This is a genomic window from Leptospira inadai serovar Lyme str. 10 (genome assembly GCF_000243675.2).
Lineage (GTDB): Bacteria > Spirochaetota > Leptospiria > Leptospirales > Leptospiraceae > Leptospira_B > Leptospira_B inadai.
The window spans coordinates 823,191-840,280 of sequence record NZ_AHMM02000025.1 but is presented as its reverse complement, the minus strand read 5'-3'; the positions used below and the strand labels follow the sequence as shown (position 1 = coordinate 840,280).

Here is a 17,090-nt window from a genome sequence, read left to right as displayed (position 1 = left end):
AACTAAAAACTCTACTCCCTCTGTCAAGAATGAAAGATTTTTTACGTAAATAAACAATCCTTATTCCAGAACCGAATATTATCGTATGGACAAAAAGAAAAACGTTCCGTTTAAAGTCGATTGATTCCTTTCTTGATTCCAATCAAGAGGATCGAAGAAGATTCTGTTTTTTTATTGCATTTACTGAAAAAAAATTGGAACCGATACTTGAGATGAATCGATAACTCTCTAAATCCTTTACGTTTTCTGAATCAAGAATTCCAATCTTATATATCGGGAGTGCAGACATATAAGATTGGAATTTGCAAAAAAAAGACTCCGGTATGGAGTCCCCAAATTTGCTATATATATGGTCCTAAGTGGAAAAAATAAACGTCAACGAGGTTTGCTGATTGCGTAACTCGCTAATGCAGCAATGCTTCTCGGAGTAAAACGGATGGACTGAACGAGCAGCCGATTCAAAAACCCGGGAATTGTAGATGGGCCGTCTCCCAATTTGGAGAGGCACCGATCCACAACTTCCTCAGGAGTTGACCAGACTCCAAAAGGTCCGGTTCCATTATAACCTGCATTCTCTTGAAATTTTGTTTTCGTGTATCCGGGAGATAATGATAATACCTGAACTCCGGTTCCCTTTAGTTCTGCCCAAAGAGCCTCCCCAAAAAGTAAATTAAATGCTTTTGTCGCTCCGTATGTAGCAAAGAAAGGTGTCGGTTGATAGGCTGCAATGCTAGCGAGAAAAACTAAGCCGCCCTTACCGCGCTTTTTCATGGCCGGGAGAAATTTTCCGGTAAATGCCACCGGCGTTCTACAGTTTAAATCAACCATTTTGGTTTCGTAACCGGAATCGAGCTCTTCAAAATATCCGTATGTTCCGAATCCGGCATTATTAATTAATAATCCGATCGGAATCCTAAGTTGATCCGTCACAGCGGATACTTTTTCCGCCGCGTCCTCTACGCTCAAATCCTGTGCAATGATTTCAACCTTACTCCCATAGTTTGACCTGAGCTCCTTGGCCACTCTTTCCAATTCTTCTTTCCTGCGGGCGACAAGCACTAAGTCCAGTCCTTTTGCGGCAAGTCTCCTTGCAAACGCTTCTCCTAAACCGCCTGACGCTCCGGTAATTAAGGCAGCCCCGCCAAAACGATCCTTCCAATTCTGTTTATTCATAGGATTTTTCCTCCGTCTACAAAGTTGGCTAAATATGAATGAATATTCATTCCGTTAAAAAACAAGTTTTTTCCGATGACCAAGCGAATCTTTTAATCATAAATTTGCGATTCCATCGACGGGAAAATTCGCTATGATTTTGAAAATACGGGAACTTACAAAATTATCCAAGTTCGACGATACTTTGTATAATTAGTTCCGGAATATTGAACGGTGTAACCGAATGATTCCAATTTGATTCCGATAAACGGTAAGCGCGTAAAGTTCCGACTATTTCCGCCAGTGACGAAACGTACCTATTTCAAGAAATCCTAATTTATCGTAGATGCCCTTTCCCATTTTAGTCGCTTGAAGAGTAAAAGGAAGCGGGAACTCATTCTCTGCTACGATCTTTCCTACTAAAGTGTAGGCAATTCCGCGATTGCGGTACGATGGAGAAGTGGTGACGGAATACAATCCCACCGACTCTTGATTTTGAAACGTAAGGGCGGTCGCAACCATTTCATCGTGGTGGAAGGCGGTATAAAAGCGGAACGCTTCGTCGGACAAGGCATTTCGATATAATTCGCTTTCGTCCATCGATCCAAAGGCCTCGTTGACCAAAGATAACCAGGCTTGTATTTCACCGCCGTCGGTTAATCTTCTAAACGTAATACTCGGATCCGACCGCATTTCTTGGAATACAAACCGCTTCGAATCGGGAAGGATCATCCCGACTTGAGATTCGTATATAGTATAATTCAAACTCGATAAGGCCTCGGTTATTTCTTTATCTTCCTCCCAACTCAGCACCAGTTGATTTCCTACCGAGAGAGTAAGCTCGGGTAACTCGACCAATAATCTGTTTTGCGGAAGTTTACCGGTCTTTAAAATAATTCTTCGAAGCCAGTCCGAATATCGATTCGGAAAAAAAGAATACGTTTGACCTCGAATCGGATCGCCTTTCGATAATTCGGAGAACCGTTCGTGTAATTGGAAATAGTTGTTAAAAACGATTTCGTGACGATGTGTATCCAAAAAAAATCCTTAAATTTCCGAACTCCATCGAACTAGGACGCGATCCCTCTCCAAAGGATTTCTCCGGCACGAAGCAAAGCTTTTTTATCTAATTTGACGAATCCTCCTTTTGCGAGCTTCACCATTCCTACAAACGCGCCGTAACATAGAGATACCAATTCCATAGAACCCAGTTCGGTTCGAACTTCTCCGCGAGATTTCGCGTCCTCAAGGAATGCGGCCAAATGCTGCATCGTTTCGGAAGTGACTTTCCTGCTTTCCTCATCCAGATAGGGAGAATGCGAATGCAATTCTAAAAATTCGAACGATTCCGGATACTCTCGATAAAAATTTCCCAAAGCCTTCCATAAATGAAAGAATCGTTCTTTTGTCGATGCATTCTTAGGGAGCCCCTTTTGTAACGCATCATGAAATTTTAATTTCCAAAAACGATATAACTCGTTTACGAGTTCTTCTTTGCTTTTATAGTAACGATATATTGTTCCCGCTCCGATTCCCGCTTCCTTTGCGAGCTCGGGCATCGGTGTTGCCGCAAAACCCCTTTCCGTAAAGAGGCGTAGAGCTGAACCGAGAATTCTTTCTTTTTTATCCTCCGGATCTCTAACCGCCATTTATCCTTCCATCCTTGGTCTATGGTACTGATCCAAAATATTCGACTTCCCTATTCAAAAGTACTCCGCATTCTCGTTCCACTTTTTCCTGAACCGTTTTCACAAGAGTGTCCACGTCGCTTGCTTTGGCGCTTCCGACATTTACGATAAAATTGCAGTGTTCCGGAGAAATTTGCGCCCCACCTACAAGTTTACCTCTCAGTCCTACTCGATCTATGTATTGCCAGGCCTTTATTTCCACTCCGTTTTCGAAGGTTTTGGGATTTTTGAACATGGAACCCGCGCTCTTTTTATTCTGAGGCTGCGAAGAATTTCGTCTCTCCCGCTTTTCCTTCAAGGAAGCCTCTATCTCTTCGAGATTTCCGCGTTTCAGTTGGATTAGCGCCGATAATATCACTGAATCCTTTTTTTCCAGAAATTCCGTGAATCTGTATCCGTGGAGAATTTCCTTCGGGGTTCGTTTAATAATTTCAGAGTTACGTATGAATTCAACCTCCCGAATTAAGTCGAAGAATTCCCCTCCGTAACACCCTGCATTCTGAATCACTGCTCCCCCCGTCCAGCCTGGAATCGTACTCAAAAACTCGGCGCCTGTGTATCCTTTCTGCGAAATTTGTCGGAAGATGGGGGTCGTGTTTGTCGCAGCGCCGACTCGGAATAAGCCTTCTCCCAGATCGTCGTATTCCTTAAACGCCCCGCTTAATCGTAATACGATTAAATCGTTAGGATGGTCGGAAATCAGTATGTTCGTCCCTCCTCCTAAAATTTTCCACGGCATTTCCAAACGGGAAAAAATCCGGAGTATTTCCTGGATCTGTTCGGCAAATTCGGGTTCGACTACGATCGGACATACACCACCGATCTTAAACGAGCAATGTACGGAGAGGTCTACGCTTTCCCGGAATGGAATTCGTTTTTGAGAGAGAAACTCTTTTAACTCCCGAATTTGAGCTAAAGTCGGAACGGACACTTTTTTCAGATTTCCCTTAGATACTATACGGGCAAGAAAAAAGCCGGGAAGGAAAAAAACCGCTCATGCTTCCGAGGCATGGGTCCGAACTTTCTTTTAGGAGACGGCTTATGTTCTACCTACTATTGCAATCGGTTTATCAGGATTATGCTTCCGGGAGATCCGACTGGGATACTTATTTTGATTCCGTCATCAACCTAGCGCTTGATCAAGAAAAGCTCGCCGGTCTGGTTTAACGACTTCTCAGATACTCTATAAGTCGTTTAGCTATTTCTTGCTTTGATGCGGGACCGATCTCTTTTTTCGATCCGTCTTTTCCGAAAATAATGACGCTGGTATCGCGGTCACCAAAACCCTTATCCTCTTTACTTACATAATTTCCGACTATGTAATCCAAATTTTTACGCCTCAATTTTCCGATTGCATGCTCCTCAAGTTTATGGGTTTCCGCGGAGAAACCGACCAAGTGAGTATTCGTATACTTCTCAATAGTCGCCTTGGCGCTGACTGAAGCCAAAATATCGGGGTTCTTGGCTAATTCCAGAGAGATAATTTCAGTTCCGTCTTCCTTTTTAATTTTAGCCTCGCTGATAGTGAGTGGGCGAAAATCTGCAGGCGCTGCGGCCATAATTAAAACGGTATCGGATGCCATTTCGGTAAGTATCGCTTGTTGCATCTGGGAAGTGGTTTCGACGGATATTACGCGAGCGCCTTTAGGATTCGAATATTCCGGCTGAGTCAGGCCTCGAATATAAACCACATTATTCGACCAATCCGATGCGGATTCCGCAATACAAAAACCCATCTTTCCCGACGAAGCGTTGGATATAAATCGGACAGGATCGATCCATTCCCTGGTCGATCCGGAACTAATTACAATTTTCTGAATATTCATTTTATATAAATCTTTAAAATCGATTATACGAATTTAAGATATGCTTCCAGGATTTTCGCCTGAATCACTGCCACGTCGGCCAACTTTCCGTATCCTTCGTCACCGCAAACGACGACACCTTCCTGAGGATCCAGGATTTTTACACCATCTGCCTGCAATAGTCGCAAATTTCTTTGCGTACTCGGGTGCAGAAACATATTCGGATTCATAGCGGGAGCCACCAATACCGGACAATTCGCCGCAAGATACGTGGAGGTTACAAGATCATCGGCGATTCCGTTTGCCATTTTAGCGATAATGTTCGCGGTCGCGGGCACGACCGCGAATACTGCGGCCGAATTACGCGCATCTATATGGGCCATTCCTTGTTCATATTCGTCTACCCGGACTTTCTTTCCCGTTAGAGCTTCAAAAGTAATCGGACCGATGAATTTAGTCGCGTGCTCGGTCATAATGACCGAAACAGGATACCCTTCTTTGGTTAGATTTCGAACTAATTCACAAGTTCTGAATGCAGCGATACTTCCCGAAACCGCAATCAAGATATCCTTCTTGTTCATGTTAATAGAATTTCCTATTTACCGGCGAGTTACAACCTAAATCGCGAAGGAGGAAGGCTGCGATTGTCGAGTGAAGCGAACAGTCATAATCTTATTTCCGTCCATCTTCTCTACTCTCAATTTACCTTCCGGAATCAGAACTTCCGTCCCTTCTTTAGGCATATCTTCCAATTTATCCAGGATAAACCCCGCGATGGTTCTTATGTCGCTAAGCGTTTCTTCTTCGATACCGGTTAGTATCTCTTTCAGCTCGTCCAATTCGGTCTCGCCATCGATATCGAACGCGTCGGGAATATCGCTAGGCACGGGGTCCGTTTCATGATCGTCGGTTTCGTCCCTTATCTGGCCGAAAACTTCCTCTATGATGTCTTCGAGGGTCAGCAATCCGGACACTCCCCCGTACTCGTCTATAACGATAGCCATATGCTGATTCGCACTTCTTAATTTCTGCAGCACCTTTTCGATCGACATATTCTCGGGCACGAATACGGGAGATTGCATGATATTCGTTACTTTCGCTTTCTTATTTCTTTTAGGGGAAGAAAGCCATGCGAGAAATGCCTGCACATGAATGATTCCGATGATCTTGTCCGTTGTTCCTTCATAAACTGGGTATCTAGAAAAGTGATGTTCCGCGATTACCGATAAGACCGCTTCCATGGACATATCGGCAGGCACTCCCACGATACTCAATCGGTGAGTCATAACGTCCTTAGATAGATGTTCCGAAAACTGGAAAGTATTTTGGATGATCTGAAATTCTTCCTTATCGATCGTCCCTTGACGATTCTGCTCCTGAATTAAAATCATCAATTCTTCGGGAGAATGGATGATTCGATGAGCATCCTCTTTAAATCCGATCGATTTTAAAATCAGAGACGTCATTCCATTTAAGAAAAACGTAATTGGATAAAAAAGGTAATAGAAAAAGAAAATAGGAACGCTTGTCAGCAATGCAATCTGTTCCGTTTTCTGGATTGCAATCGTTTTCGGGAGCAATTCACCCAAAAGAATATGCAAAAACGTAATTAACGCGAACGAGAGCGCGACTGCGAAGCCGTGAACGGTCAATTCCGAAGCCGAATATCCGACGAACCGAAAAATTAGTTCGATCCATCCGGACAAATACCCTTCTCCCACCCATCCTAATAGAAGGCTTGCAATCGTGATGCCGACTTGGCAGACGGAAAGCATGTCGTTTAACATCGAGGCCGCTTTTTTAGTAAGCAGTGCGAGCGGACGATTATCTCGAATCATCTCTTCCAAACGGGAAGGCCGAATCGAAACTAGCGCGAATTCGGCGGACACAAAAAAGCCGTTGGCAAAAATAAGAATGAGAATTACGAAAAAGCCGATCGCGTCCATCAACGGTTGGAATTTCCGAAAAATTTTTGAGTTAAGTTTGTAAGGCGGTAAGGAATAATTTTGGTCTCGTAACGACCTTGTCGGTCCGGAATTATCCGGCTACTACTATCGGGGTCCATCTTTCTTGGGGATACTCTCCCTTAAAAACCGTCCCGTGTCGAGTGTTTTGGGATGAAAAAAATGAAAAATTCGTAGAATAGAACTCAAAACGACACAAATCTACTCTTATTCCAAATGTCGAACGAGTTTCAAAACTTTCGGGCCGAAGACGGAATCTCCCGTTTCATGTGCGAATTTTTCCGCTAAACTTATGTCGGATTGGGAACTCGGATCCCAATTCGGAATATAATACATTCTATGTGTTCCTGCGGAAAGCCAGAAGCGAGTCCAATCTAGGAAATCCTCGGATTTATCGGTCCAACCGCTTCCGTTTAAGGAGTCCTTCGTAAATAAAATTCGATCCGGTAAATTTCGAAAATCGATTCTTCTTTTTAGCTTCCGAAAGGAAACAGAACTCTTGCCACAAGACCATTCGTAATCCTTTAACCCGCCTGGCGATTTTCCATAGGCCCCTAGATTCCAAACTAGCATCGCTGATTTTCCGGGAAGCAATCGGACCCCGTCGAAATATTGAGGCGTAAAGGAATGCCATTGAAGATGACCGTCGCCTTCCACGGAGGCTTTCGGAAACGGTTCCCCGCAGGAAGGGCCGAGTATTTTTTTCGCAACATCACCTTCGTCCCGTTTATCGAATCTGCGAAATAATTGAATGTCGGTGTTAGGATATTCCCGCTTTAAGTACTCCACGGCCTCCACTCCGACAAGATTCAGATACACTTGTACTTTGTCTTTTTTCGAAAATGTCTCGATTGCCGTTCGGAGTGCAGACTGAGCCGAATAACTTGAAACGTTGTCCGTATTCAACTCTTTCACTTCGATTTCGGACGAATGGTCGGTGTCTTTAGAAAAGAGGTACAATTTCTTCTCTTTTTGAAATAAAGCCAAAACCGGATGGGCGACTTTTTTTAAATTCGCGTTCTTAAACGGATCGAAATCCTCCCGAGCTCGTACCGTTTCCTTGGAACGAATTTCGGACCAACTGGATTTCCACGGCTCTCGTCCAGGCGGATAAAACCCTTTGTACTTTAAAATTCTATTATGTGTTCGTATTAAAGAAAGTTCGGAAGGAGATCCTTCTTCCGCCAGATCGGAATTGGTTTCGGAATGGATCATTAGCGACAATAAATCATTAAAATATCCATGTCTCGTATAAAAATCTATCGCCGTCGTTTCCAGGTTTTTCGTTCCATAGGCAAGCGGAAGATAATTCTTAATTTCATAAATCTTATCGTCGGCATACCCCGCCGCTGCGATTTTCATCGCCTGATCTAAAAATCCTTTAACCCCGCGTATATTTGGGGATTCACGGTGAGATAGAAAAAGACCGTTTAAGCGAATCCATTCCTCGCGATAAGACGGGTCCGTATCTTTCAGAATGCCGTAGGCCTTCGTAAATTCAATGATCGCTTTTCGTAGATTATTGGTTTTTAATTGAAGAAATCCGTGTAAGAGAGTGGCCGAATATTCCACTCTTCTCCAGCCTTTGCTCTGTGCGAGAAAGCTTAGATCCATCGCCATTTTCGAGGCCACATCCGGCTCGTCTTCAAACAGTATTTGAATGATCCGAAGGCGGGTAAATAGATCGTCCTCGGTTAAATTCTTGGGAGTGCTTACGGAATTGAGAGCGTCCACCGCTTTAAAGGAATTTTTGGATTTCCATACTGCCACCGAAACCAAATCACGGGCGCTATTAATCGAAATCGGCTCGCCCAGAAACGGATGCGAAATCCGAGTAGACCAGTCCAAGAAGTCTAGGTTCAGGTAATAATCGAGAGCTTTTGCATTATCGCCGGATAAGTAGGAAAGAGCACCCAACTTTAAATAAATTGAATTTTTATACGCTGGAGCCAATTCACCTTGTCGGTCCAAAATGTATTTCAAAACTTTCTCAGCGGAGGCAAAATCACCGTCGATTAGGTAATAATAGGCGAGTTTTTCATAAGAATGTGAAACCATTCGACCGCCCAAATTTTCGGTTACGATTCCGATTTTGCTAAAGTGAACCGCATCTTTGGACAAACCTAGCTCCGCTAAATAATCGGAAACCCCCGGTAGATAATGACCAAGAAACGGAATATGTCTCAGTTCCGATTCTTCCGTAAAGGGAGCGATTACCCGATGTAGGTTCGTATATTCTCTTCCGTAGTCGCTTTCCCCCTGCTTGAAATCGGAGAAATATGCTCCGAGTCTTAGCGTTCTGCATAGCGAATAGTATTCATTCTTGACGGAACATTTTATTTTTTCCGGAGATTTCTTATGCAGAAGAACGTTCCGTACGGAATCCGTTAGTTGCCTTGAATAGGCGTTATTATTAGGCGGATTCCAAAGTTTTAGGATTTTTTCCCCGGTTCCTTTACGAGAAAAATAGATATCTTGAAAATAAGACAGGAGAACTTCCGCAAGGCCCAGATCTTTTTCCTGACGAATTAAATTCATCAAAGTGGAGAACTTAACGGAATCCTTATTTACTAATAGATACTCCCCCACTAGAAGTACGTATTCCGATTTTTGAGGTAAATTCAAGCCCTCCGGGAACTTCGAAACATCGGAATCCTTGTTGAATACCGACTTTCCCTCGATATTAAGCGAAAAATTTCCCGGAGATCCTACCCAGCCGAAATCGTTTTTTGTTTGTGCGGATAAGGATGAACATGCCGTACAGAAAAGCAATGAATAGATGACGAGACTTCGTTCGAAGAAAAACGTAAAATTACTTAAGGAATTATGGAAAGTGTGCCGGTACAAAGAAGTTCGTTTCTTGGGCCGTTCGGCTTTCAGAGTCCTTCTCTCTTGAGATCTCGGCTCATGAGGTCCCTAACAACATCCTTCGGATTCTTATGCTCGTAAAGCATTTTATATACTTCGGTCGTAATCGCCATTTCAATCCCTAGCTTCTTTGATAACTCGTATCCGCTTTTGGAAGTTTTAACGCCTTCCGCCACTTCGGTCATTCCACCCAGAATGGATTCTAGACTTTCTCCTTTTCCTAACCGAAAACCGACCGTCCGATTCCGAGATGCGTCCCCGCAACATGTCAAAATTAGATCGCCCATGCCGGATGGACCCAAAAATGTTAACGGATCCGCTCCAAGCTTGACCCCTAATCTCGAAATTTCAGTCAGCCCTCTCGTAATTAAGGCTGCCCTGGTATTTTGCCCGAACCCAAGCCCGTCACTGACTCCCGCCGCGATCGCAATCACATTCTTTAATGAACCCCCGACTTCGACTCCGATTACATCCGGAGTCCAATAGGTTCTAAAATAGGTAAAACTGAAAATTTCCTGAACCTTTCTCGCGGTAGCTTCGTTTTTTGAAGCGATACTTACGATCGTGGGAACTCTTCTTACGATCTCTTTTGCAAAGCTAGGTCCGGAAAGATACGATAGATGACTATGAAATTTACCCGGTAATTCGGCTTCGAAAATCTCCGAAACCAACCTCAAGCTCCCGTTTTCAATTCCCTTACTCGCGGATACTATGGGAGCTTTTTCGGGTAAGTATGCCTTGATTTCCCGTAAAATATCGGTAATTACGTGGGAAGGAGGAGCGGACACGATCATATCCTTGCTTTTTACGGCATCCTCCAGATTCGGACTCGCCTTTAGATTATCCGGTAGGCGAATTCCAGGCAGGTATTTTTCATTTAGATGATTCTCGTTGATTTCCTGTACTAAGTCTTTGTTTCTCGCCCAAAGGGTCACCTCATAACCTTTATCCGCCAATAAGGCTCCGAGGGAGGTTCCAAAACTTCCCGACCCGATAACTCCGATCTGCATCCAAAAACCCCTTCTAATATTTGTTCGATTCTAAGGAAACGATGATCCTGTTCGGCAAACCGATCGGCGGCAAGAAAAAAATCCGAAACTCTTATCCGTTCTTTCTTTCTGAAATTTTAGAAAACCTGGAAATGAGTTTACCGTCATAAATAGAAACGCTACTCTTGTCCTTCCCATGCTGGACTTGCGGAAACTTCCGGGATTCAATCTTTTGGATCTATTATCAGGGAATTCTTCCCGCATCGAAAGCTCCACCAAGAGCAATTATCGCATCGCGATTCTTTTGCATTCCCTGAATAAAGTCCTGCGGAAAAAAGTCGTCGAAGGCACTGAGGATCTAGAGTCTTTAGTTCTGGACGCGGGTAGCGGAATTCTATTACTTTCGGGGCATTATTGCATCAAAGGACTAACTTGGTCCAGACTTCTTAGGACGGATTACGTTAAATTCAAACTCTCCCTTCGTCCGGTGCGCGTAGAAGGAAATAGGGTGATTTTCCGAATCGAATCTTTTCGCTTGTACGATCATAATCCTAGATCCTTTGACCCGATCCGTTTTTTTTCCAAGGTCTTTAAGTTTCATCGAAGATTGATTTTGGAACAAATCGTGGAGGAAGTTCCCGAAATATTATCCCTTACCGAAGTCGGTAACGAGGTTCGGATCGATTTAAATTATTTTCTAGCGGAAATTCCGGAAGTCGCCGGCAAGGTTTCAATCCAAAAAGTCATACCGGAAAAGGGAAACGTTTTCCTTTTCGTACGATCCAATACGATCCTGAAACCGCTTCTGGACTTTTTCGGGCCGGATTATTTACGGATAGAACCGATATCCGAAAACGAAGACAGTCTTCTGATGCTCTGGAGAGACTAAAGTTCTTTGGACGAGATTTTTTCTAGATTTCAAATAACTCTTCCGGAAATTCTTAAAAAAGTTTGAGCGGTAAAATTAGGTTTCTGATTGGACATTCTTTGGCGGCTTTGGAGAATTAGTTTGATTACCGCTTGAACGGCGTTCAGTCGGTTTTCCGTGCGAAAGGAAAGGATCTTAATGAAGATAATTTACCTCACGGACATTCATGACGGCCTCCGAGGCCTAAAAGAAGTCTTACTCGGAACCGAGTGTGATTTGTACCTTTTTTCCGGAGACATCATTTACAAGGCTTTCTTCAATCCGGAACGCATTATCGAATTCGTAACCCTCCAAGAAGAGATGTATTTGATCACGGAGGACCAAAAAGAAGAAATTAATCCTTACGATTATGCGACCCGAGCGGTCCGCTTTCCGGAAAAATACCCCGCCGCAGTCATAGAAAAATCGCACGAATACCGAAGACTCTTTAATCAGGCTTCCAAAACGATGAAGGAAAAGTACGAGCTCATCGAAATAATCATACAAAAATACGCGAAAGCCGCCGTTCATCTATTGCCGGGCAACTACGATATCGATCTTCAATATACCGCTCTGTACGAAAGAGACCTACATAGAAAAACGTTCGAAATGGACGGACTAAAATTCGCGGGGTACGGCGGCGCTCCTATCATCACTTCCGGGATTCCGGAAAAATTAGCCGTTAAATTTCACGAATATAATCGAAACGGAAAAAGTTACAGCGAACCGGAGGATTTCCTGAACGAAGAAAAACCGGACGTTGTCGTGATACATAACCCGGCTTTCGGATATTTGGATAAAATTCCGAGTTTTGGGCATGTAGGATCGCAAGGAATTCGCAGGTATTTGGACGAAAATAGCCCGTCTTTAGTGGTTTCCGGCCACGTTCATGAGGATCAAGGAATCATAAAAAAAGGAAAAACGATTTTTCTAAATCCCTCCAATTTTGGTCCCGTGGATTCCGTTTTCGGTTTTCAACCGGGCGGATTCTTTACCGAGATAGAAATAGAAAACGATCTTGTAAAAAACGTAAAATTAAATAGACTATCGGATCACTCTATCCGCTGGCTTCTCGATATCGATTGCTCCGGGGATAAGCTTTCGCTTATCCGGGCCAATCCTGATTCGGAAGTATCGGCGGAAGATTTTATCCGTTAAAAATGACACTTCCCGGTTTTAAAGATAGCGAAACGATAAAAAAGTTCATCGGCTTAAAGAAATTCTTCAGGTCGCATGAAACTAAAATATCCAGGGAACGAATCGAAGATTTCAAAAAATTCTCCAAACTGATCAATTACGGAGGAGACGAAGTCGCATTCGATATTCTTGGATCGCTTAACTTCGGTCAGGCGACCGTCGATTCCGACACGGATATCGTAATGTATACTCGTTGCGAAGATAGTAAAATGGGCGAGTGCGGCCTGGAAAATTGCTATAAGATCTCCTTATTTAAGCATATGTTTTTGAATTTGGTCACGTTCGAACATAATTCCAACGCTTACAAATTGGAAATCGTAGATTGCATCAACCTCAATCAACTCGAAAAAGATATCGCGGACGGAAACGAATCCTCCGCATTGATCATCCGATTCTGTTTTTATCGATCGATTTGCAGAGGAGTGAATCGCAAACTTTTGCATAGATACGAAAATATGATTTCGGAACGACTTCCTCTTTGGGCCAGCATTTCGAAATCAGTGGAAGAGTGCTTCGACGGAATAATAGTTTCCTCTCAACATACGTATTCGTTTCACAAATATGCGGGAAGATTGGAGGAGAAGGGGATCAAATTGCCCGGTTCGATGGCCGCCAAAATTAAGGATTATCTAAAGCAATGATTACCTTTCTGACCTTGGTTGCGGCTCTAGGCGCTGCGGCCTTGTTTTTTCATGCATTATATTCGGTCGATACCAAGCGCATGGACAAGAAAGATTCTCTCCGAAAAAAAGATGGAAACGCGGAATATGGGGATCCCAAAAAAGTCTATGGCGGGAATTGGGATCCGAATCTTCCTAGACCGAGAATTTGTCCCGTATGCGGGAGATTATTGGAAAAGCACGAATACCTTTATGCGGTACTTTTCGAACCGGCGAGCCCCGGCGCCAAACGACAGGCTCGGATTTATGGTTGCCGATATTGTTACCTCGGATTGGATGATTCGAGTCCCGTAAAAGAGGAAATCGTAAAAGACTCTCCTCCACCACGACCTATCCAGGATGAAGAACTCGGCCTCTGAAAAAAAAACCGTCACTGTCGGATTATCCAGTCCGGTCGGAATTTTAAAAGGTGTAGGACCGAGGAAGCAGGAAGTCCTAGAAACCATAGGAATAAAAACACTCCAAGACCTTCTGCTTTGGTTTCCTCGCAAATACTTGGATCGAAATCTTACCGAAAATATTCTCCTGAAACAAGGAGAATCGGTAACCCTTATTTTAGAAATAATCGATTCTTATCTTGCTCACGGTAGAAAATCCAGACTTGTAGTTTCCGCTAAAACTAAAAATAACGAGTCGGTCAACCTCGTGTTCTTTAAAGGAATTCAATATTTTCGAAGAATATTACAGTCGGGTCTGCTGATTGCGGCGACCGGCAAATTGGAATACTTTCGCGGTTTTCAATTAATTCATCCGGATTACGAAGTTCTTTCTTACGGAGGCAACGCCGAATTAAGCGGGGAAGACCTGCCGGAATCGATTCATACGGGAAGAATCATACCGCTTTATTCCACTACGGAGGCTCTTCGCGAAGAGCATTTGGACTCTAGGGGACTAAGACGGCTGGTATTTCATGCGCTGGAAACTTTGGATGGGAAAATACCGGAAATTCTCCCCAAAGAAGTCGTTACTAAAAGAAATCTTTTACAACGAGCGATTGCGTTTAAAGAGATACATTTCCCCACGGAAGACGGGAATTTACTGAAAGCCAGGACGAGATTCAAGTACGAAGAATTATATTATTTTAATTTGCTAATAGAGTATAAGAAATCCCAACGGGCAAAAATTCCCCGCGTATTTTGGCCTTTACCCGAATCACCGACTGCAAAGAGCCTAATTCCTAATCTACCTTTCCAACTTACGAAGGATCAAAAAGAAAGTCTGACCAAGATCGAGGAAGGTACCAAGACCGATAGACCCGCGGCCTTCCTTTTGCAGGGCGACGTAGGCTCCGGAAAGACTCTTGTCGCATTGTTAACGGCTCTTCGTTACACGGATAATAATATCCAAGTATGCATGGTCGCGCCGACGGAGATCCTGGCCCGGCAACATTATCAAACTATCCTGAATTTCTTAGGGAATATGCCTTTTTTGGGAATCGAGATTTTGGTCGGTAAAGAACCCAAGAAGGCTCGCGCGGAAAAATTATACCGAATCAAAAAGGGAGAATCTTCGTTTATCATCGGAACTCATAGCGTATTTCAAGACGACGTAGAATTCAAGGATCTCGGTTTAGTCGTTATCGACGAGCAACATAAGTTCGGAGTGGAACAAAGGGAAAAGCTTAGAGCCAAGGGAAAAAATCCGGATATTCTCGCAATGACGGCTACTCCGATTCCAAGAACTCTTTGCTTAACCTTATACGGCGATCTGGAACTTGTTACTCTCCGGAATAGACCCGCCGGCAGAAAGCCGATTAAAACGCATTGGTTTACGAATGATAGAAGAAGCGGAGTGTACAACTCGATTCGCAAATACGTAACCCAAGGACGCCAATGTTATATCGTTTATCCGTTAGTGGAAGAGTCCGAAAAATCGGATCTCAAGTCCTGTATCGAAGGATACGAAACTCTTCGCAAAGAAGTATTTCCTGAATTTTCCGTCGGCCTACTCCACGGTAAATTGGATGCCGCGGAAAAAGACAGAGTGATGAAATCGTTTCAGCAAAACACCGTACAGATTTTAGTCAGTACGACGGTCATCGAAGTGGGAGTCGATGTACCCAATGCGTCGGTGATGGTTATCGAACATGCGGATCGCTTCGGAATCTCTCAACTTCACCAGCTTCGCGGAAGAGTCGGTCGGGGAAGTCATGAAAGTTTTTGTATTCTCTTAACGGAGTCGCAAACTACCGAGGAAGCCAAGTATAGAATCCAAGCTCTATTGGATTCGGACGACGGCTTTGTTTTATCCGAAGCGGATCTTAAATTACGAGGTCCCGGAGAACTCCTGGGGGTTCGTCAAAGCGGTCTGCCCGACTTTAGAATCGCCGATTTGAGAGAAGATAGGGAATGGATAGAAGTCAGCAGGGAAGACGCCGAAAAATTCGGAAGCATCGGGGATCTTGAAAAATACGAGATCTCGAATCGGTTTACGGAAGGGGCTCTCCTGTTTTCGAATTGAAAGCCTTCGAAGTTTCCGTTCGAAAGCTTTCGGCAGCGTCTAGTTCTTTATGAAAGTTTAGTAAACGTAGGGGATAATTATCTTATCCGCCGCCAAATTACAGTCGAATCCGCCGATCTTAAGCGAACTTAGGTTAATCAGAAGAGCCCGGTTTGCGCAGTCGTCGACGTCCGCTTTATTATAATATTTGCTTTCGTCCACATTCGCGAGTTGATAGGAGACCAGGGCAATAATCGAAGAAGAGTTTGGATTTACGGATGCACCGATAACGGCGCTCGTTACGATCCTATTCTTAGCCTCGTCTCCTTTTACTTTCTCAGGGATAGTAAGTCCGATCTTGTCTATCACATAGCAATTCGTAAATAGCGCAAGCGGTAGAAAAAGAATGACGAGTCGTTTCATCCGAAATCTCCTAAATAGTTTTTACAAGAAATTTCTGTTTTTAAATGAACTTCAATCCAAATTTCTTGCTGAATCGAATCGGATTCGTTGATTTTTTGCTTAGCATAAAAGGAAAGGTTCATTACGGTTTACAAAAATCCCTTTTCTCTCTCTTTGTCCGGGATAAGATGGAAAATATGAGTTCGCGGATCCTCAAGTTTTGTCTTTTTTTTGCAGTCTTATCGACCCTCTATTTATTCGCTCATTACGGATTTGCGGAAAGCGATGCGGATCCTTATTTAGGACAATCGCAGATCTCCTATCTAATCGGACAGTACCCTTCCGAAAAAATTCTGACCTCGTATAAAAACCCCGGTGATACGCGCGTCTTCCTTTTACGAAAAGAAACCTTGAACGCCTATCTGCGATTAATCGAGGCTTATAAGAAGGATCATCCGGAAGAAAGGCAAATTCCGTTCATCGTATCGGCGCAACGTTCCTTCAATGATCAAAAAGGAATATGGGAAGATAAGTTCACCGGAAAACGAAAAATGAGAGAGGCCGTTCAGGGAAAATCTCCTAACCAAATCGTTTCGTTAATCTTGGAATTTTCAAGCGCACCGGGAACGTCCCGCCATCATTGGGGAACGGATATAGATTTAAACGCTTTAGAAAATTCTTATTTTGAGAAAGGTGGACGTGGGGAAAAACTATATAGTTGGATGACGAAAAACGCCGCAAAATACGGCTTCTGTCAGCCTTATTCACCGAAGTCGGAACGAGGGAATAAGGGATACAACGAGGAAAAATGGCATTGGTCTTACGCAAAATTAGCGAACCGATTTCAAAAAGATTGGGAAGAGGCCTATAAAAAAGGAACCTTAAATCTTTCCGGAAAATTCCAGGGCTCGGAGGTCCTAGGAGAGTCGCCTCTCGAATACGTCCAAGCTGTAAATCCGAATTGTCAGTCGATTCGCTAAATAACGACCGAAAAACGAA

Annotated in this window: 17 protein-coding genes; 7 read left to right on the top strand and 10 right to left on the bottom strand. The window is 43.6% G+C overall.

Going from position 1 to position 17,090, the window contains the following annotated elements:
* Positions 1-375: 375 nt before the first annotated feature.
* From LEP1GSC047_RS19700 to murB, 4 genes are all read right to left on the bottom strand, one after another.
* Positions 376-1,173, bottom strand: a complete 798-nt coding sequence (locus tag LEP1GSC047_RS19700; protein WP_010415684.1) for an SDR family NAD(P)-dependent oxidoreductase — start codon at positions 1,171-1,173, stop codon at positions 376-378.
* A 270-nt stretch (positions 1,174-1,443) separates the two neighbouring features.
* On the bottom strand, positions 1,444-2,190 hold the full coding sequence (locus LEP1GSC047_RS19695; protein ID WP_010415686.1) for a GNAT family N-acetyltransferase: 747 nt from the start codon (positions 2,188-2,190) through the stop codon (positions 1,444-1,446).
* Between the two features lie 32 nt (positions 2,191-2,222).
* Entirely contained in the window at positions 2,223-2,801 is a 579-nt protein-coding gene (locus LEP1GSC047_RS19690) for a TetR/AcrR family transcriptional regulator (protein WP_010415688.1), read from the bottom strand.
* A 19-nt stretch (positions 2,802-2,820) separates the two neighbouring features.
* Complete coding sequence (murB, locus tag LEP1GSC047_RS19685) at positions 2,821-3,771, bottom strand: UDP-N-acetylmuramate dehydrogenase (protein WP_010415691.1); 951 nt, start codon at positions 3,769-3,771, stop codon at positions 2,821-2,823.
* 110 nt (positions 3,772-3,881) lie between these two features.
* Between murB and LEP1GSC047_RS22380 the strand changes: the two genes are divergently transcribed.
* Positions 3,882-4,007: a hypothetical protein gene (locus tag LEP1GSC047_RS22380; protein WP_016550745.1), complete on the top strand. Its 126-nt coding sequence runs from the start codon at positions 3,882-3,884 to the stop codon at positions 4,005-4,007.
* Here LEP1GSC047_RS22380 and LEP1GSC047_RS19680 read toward each other — a convergent pair.
* The 5 genes from LEP1GSC047_RS19680 to LEP1GSC047_RS19660 form a co-directional block, all read right to left on the bottom strand.
* Positions 4,004-4,666, bottom strand: a complete 663-nt coding sequence (locus tag LEP1GSC047_RS19680; protein WP_010415693.1) for a phosphopantothenoylcysteine decarboxylase domain-containing protein — start codon at positions 4,664-4,666, stop codon at positions 4,004-4,006. The two genes, LEP1GSC047_RS22380 and LEP1GSC047_RS19680, sit on opposite strands and share 4 nt — an antisense overlap.
* 23 nt (positions 4,667-4,689) lie before the next feature.
* On the bottom strand, positions 4,690-5,226 hold the full coding sequence (locus LEP1GSC047_RS19675; protein WP_010415695.1) for a phosphopantothenoylcysteine decarboxylase: 537 nt from the start codon (positions 5,224-5,226) through the stop codon (positions 4,690-4,692).
* A gap of 36 nt (positions 5,227-5,262) precedes the next feature.
* Positions 5,263-6,591 carry a hemolysin family protein gene (locus LEP1GSC047_RS19670; protein WP_010415697.1) on the bottom strand — a complete coding sequence of 443 codons (1,329 nt, stop codon included), beginning with the start codon at positions 6,589-6,591 and terminating at the stop codon, positions 5,263-5,265.
* Between the two features lie 225 nt (positions 6,592-6,816).
* Entirely contained in the window at positions 6,817-9,234 is a 2,418-nt protein-coding gene (locus LEP1GSC047_RS19665) for a tetratricopeptide repeat protein (RefSeq protein WP_238325619.1), read from the bottom strand.
* Positions 9,235-9,485: 251 nt separating this feature from the next.
* Positions 9,486-10,487, bottom strand: coding sequence for an NAD(P)H-dependent glycerol-3-phosphate dehydrogenase (locus tag LEP1GSC047_RS19660; RefSeq protein ID WP_010415701.1), 1,002 nt, complete (start codon positions 10,485-10,487; stop codon positions 9,486-9,488).
* Between the two features lie 175 nt (positions 10,488-10,662).
* On the opposite strand from LEP1GSC047_RS19660, the gene LEP1GSC047_RS19655 reads away from it, so the two are divergent.
* The 5 genes from LEP1GSC047_RS19655 (at position 10,663) to recG (ending at position 15,710) form a co-directional block, all read left to right on the top strand.
* A complete protein-coding gene (locus LEP1GSC047_RS19655; protein ID WP_010415703.1) occupies positions 10,663-11,355 on the top strand; it encodes a hypothetical protein in 693 nt (230 codons plus the stop codon).
* A 177-nt stretch (positions 11,356-11,532) separates the two neighbouring features.
* The gene (locus tag LEP1GSC047_RS19650) at positions 11,533-12,531 is read left to right on the top strand and encodes a metallophosphoesterase family protein (RefSeq protein ID WP_010415705.1); all 999 of its coding nucleotides are present in this window, start codon (positions 11,533-11,535) and stop codon (positions 12,529-12,531) included.
* A gap of 2 nt (positions 12,532-12,533) precedes the next feature.
* Entirely contained in the window at positions 12,534-13,211 is a 678-nt protein-coding gene (locus tag LEP1GSC047_RS19645; protein ID WP_010415706.1) for a hypothetical protein, read from the top strand.
* Positions 13,208-13,609, top strand: coding sequence for a hypothetical protein (locus tag LEP1GSC047_RS19640; protein WP_010415707.1), 402 nt, complete (start codon positions 13,208-13,210; stop codon positions 13,607-13,609). Before LEP1GSC047_RS19645 ends, LEP1GSC047_RS19640 begins: the two co-directional genes overlap by 4 nt.
* Complete coding sequence (gene recG / locus LEP1GSC047_RS19635; protein ID WP_020988975.1) at positions 13,590-15,710, top strand: ATP-dependent DNA helicase RecG; 2,121 nt, start codon at positions 13,590-13,592, stop codon at positions 15,708-15,710. The genes LEP1GSC047_RS19640 and recG overlap by 20 nt, the downstream gene beginning before the upstream one ends.
* 57 nt (positions 15,711-15,767) lie before the next feature.
* Here the strand turns inward: recG and LEP1GSC047_RS19630 are convergent, their stop codons facing one another.
* Positions 15,768-16,112: a TIGR04452 family lipoprotein gene (locus tag LEP1GSC047_RS19630; RefSeq protein ID WP_010415709.1), complete on the bottom strand. Its 345-nt coding sequence runs from the start codon at positions 16,110-16,112 to the stop codon at positions 15,768-15,770.
* A 167-nt stretch (positions 16,113-16,279) separates the two neighbouring features.
* Between LEP1GSC047_RS19630 and LEP1GSC047_RS19625 the strand changes: the two genes are divergently transcribed.
* Entirely contained in the window at positions 16,280-17,071 is a 792-nt protein-coding gene (locus tag LEP1GSC047_RS19625) for a M15 family metallopeptidase (protein WP_010415710.1), read from the top strand.
* The last annotated feature ends 19 nt before the right edge of the window (positions 17,072-17,090 follow it).

Coding starts and splice junctions, on each gene's coding strand:
- LEP1GSC047_RS19675 (WP_010415695.1), bottom strand. CDS start 5,226: ATGAACAAGAAGGATATCTTGATTGCGGTTTCGGGAAGTATCGCTGCA.
- recG (WP_020988975.1), top strand. CDS start 13,590: ATGAAGAACTCGGCCTCTGAAAAAAAAACCGTCACTGTCGGATTATCC.
- LEP1GSC047_RS19670 (WP_010415697.1), bottom strand. CDS start 6,591: ATGGACGCGATCGGCTTTTTCGTAATTCTCATTCTTATTTTTGCCAAC.
- LEP1GSC047_RS19680 (WP_010415693.1), bottom strand. CDS start 4,666: ATGAATATTCAGAAAATTGTAATTAGTTCCGGATCGACCAGGGAATGG.
- LEP1GSC047_RS19655 (WP_010415703.1), top strand. CDS start 10,663: ATGCTGGACTTGCGGAAACTTCCGGGATTCAATCTTTTGGATCTATTA.
- LEP1GSC047_RS19645 (WP_010415706.1), top strand. CDS start 12,534: ATGACACTTCCCGGTTTTAAAGATAGCGAAACGATAAAAAAGTTCATC.
- LEP1GSC047_RS19625 (WP_010415710.1), top strand. CDS start 16,280: ATGGAAAATATGAGTTCGCGGATCCTCAAGTTTTGTCTTTTTTTTGCA.
- LEP1GSC047_RS19640 (WP_010415707.1), top strand. CDS start 13,208: ATGATTACCTTTCTGACCTTGGTTGCGGCTCTAGGCGCTGCGGCCTTG.
- LEP1GSC047_RS19660 (WP_010415701.1), bottom strand. CDS start 10,487: ATGCAGATCGGAGTTATCGGGTCGGGAAGTTTTGGAACCTCCCTCGGA.
- LEP1GSC047_RS19650 (WP_010415705.1), top strand. CDS start 11,533: ATGAAGATAATTTACCTCACGGACATTCATGACGGCCTCCGAGGCCTA.
- LEP1GSC047_RS19630 (WP_010415709.1), bottom strand. CDS start 16,112: ATGAAACGACTCGTCATTCTTTTTCTACCGCTTGCGCTATTTACGAAT.
- LEP1GSC047_RS19690 (WP_010415688.1), bottom strand. CDS start 2,801: ATGGCGGTTAGAGATCCGGAGGATAAAAAAGAAAGAATTCTCGGTTCA.
- LEP1GSC047_RS19700 (WP_010415684.1), bottom strand. CDS start 1,173: ATGAATAAACAGAATTGGAAGGATCGTTTTGGCGGGGCTGCCTTAATT.
- LEP1GSC047_RS22380 (WP_016550745.1), top strand. CDS start 3,882: ATGTTCTACCTACTATTGCAATCGGTTTATCAGGATTATGCTTCCGGG.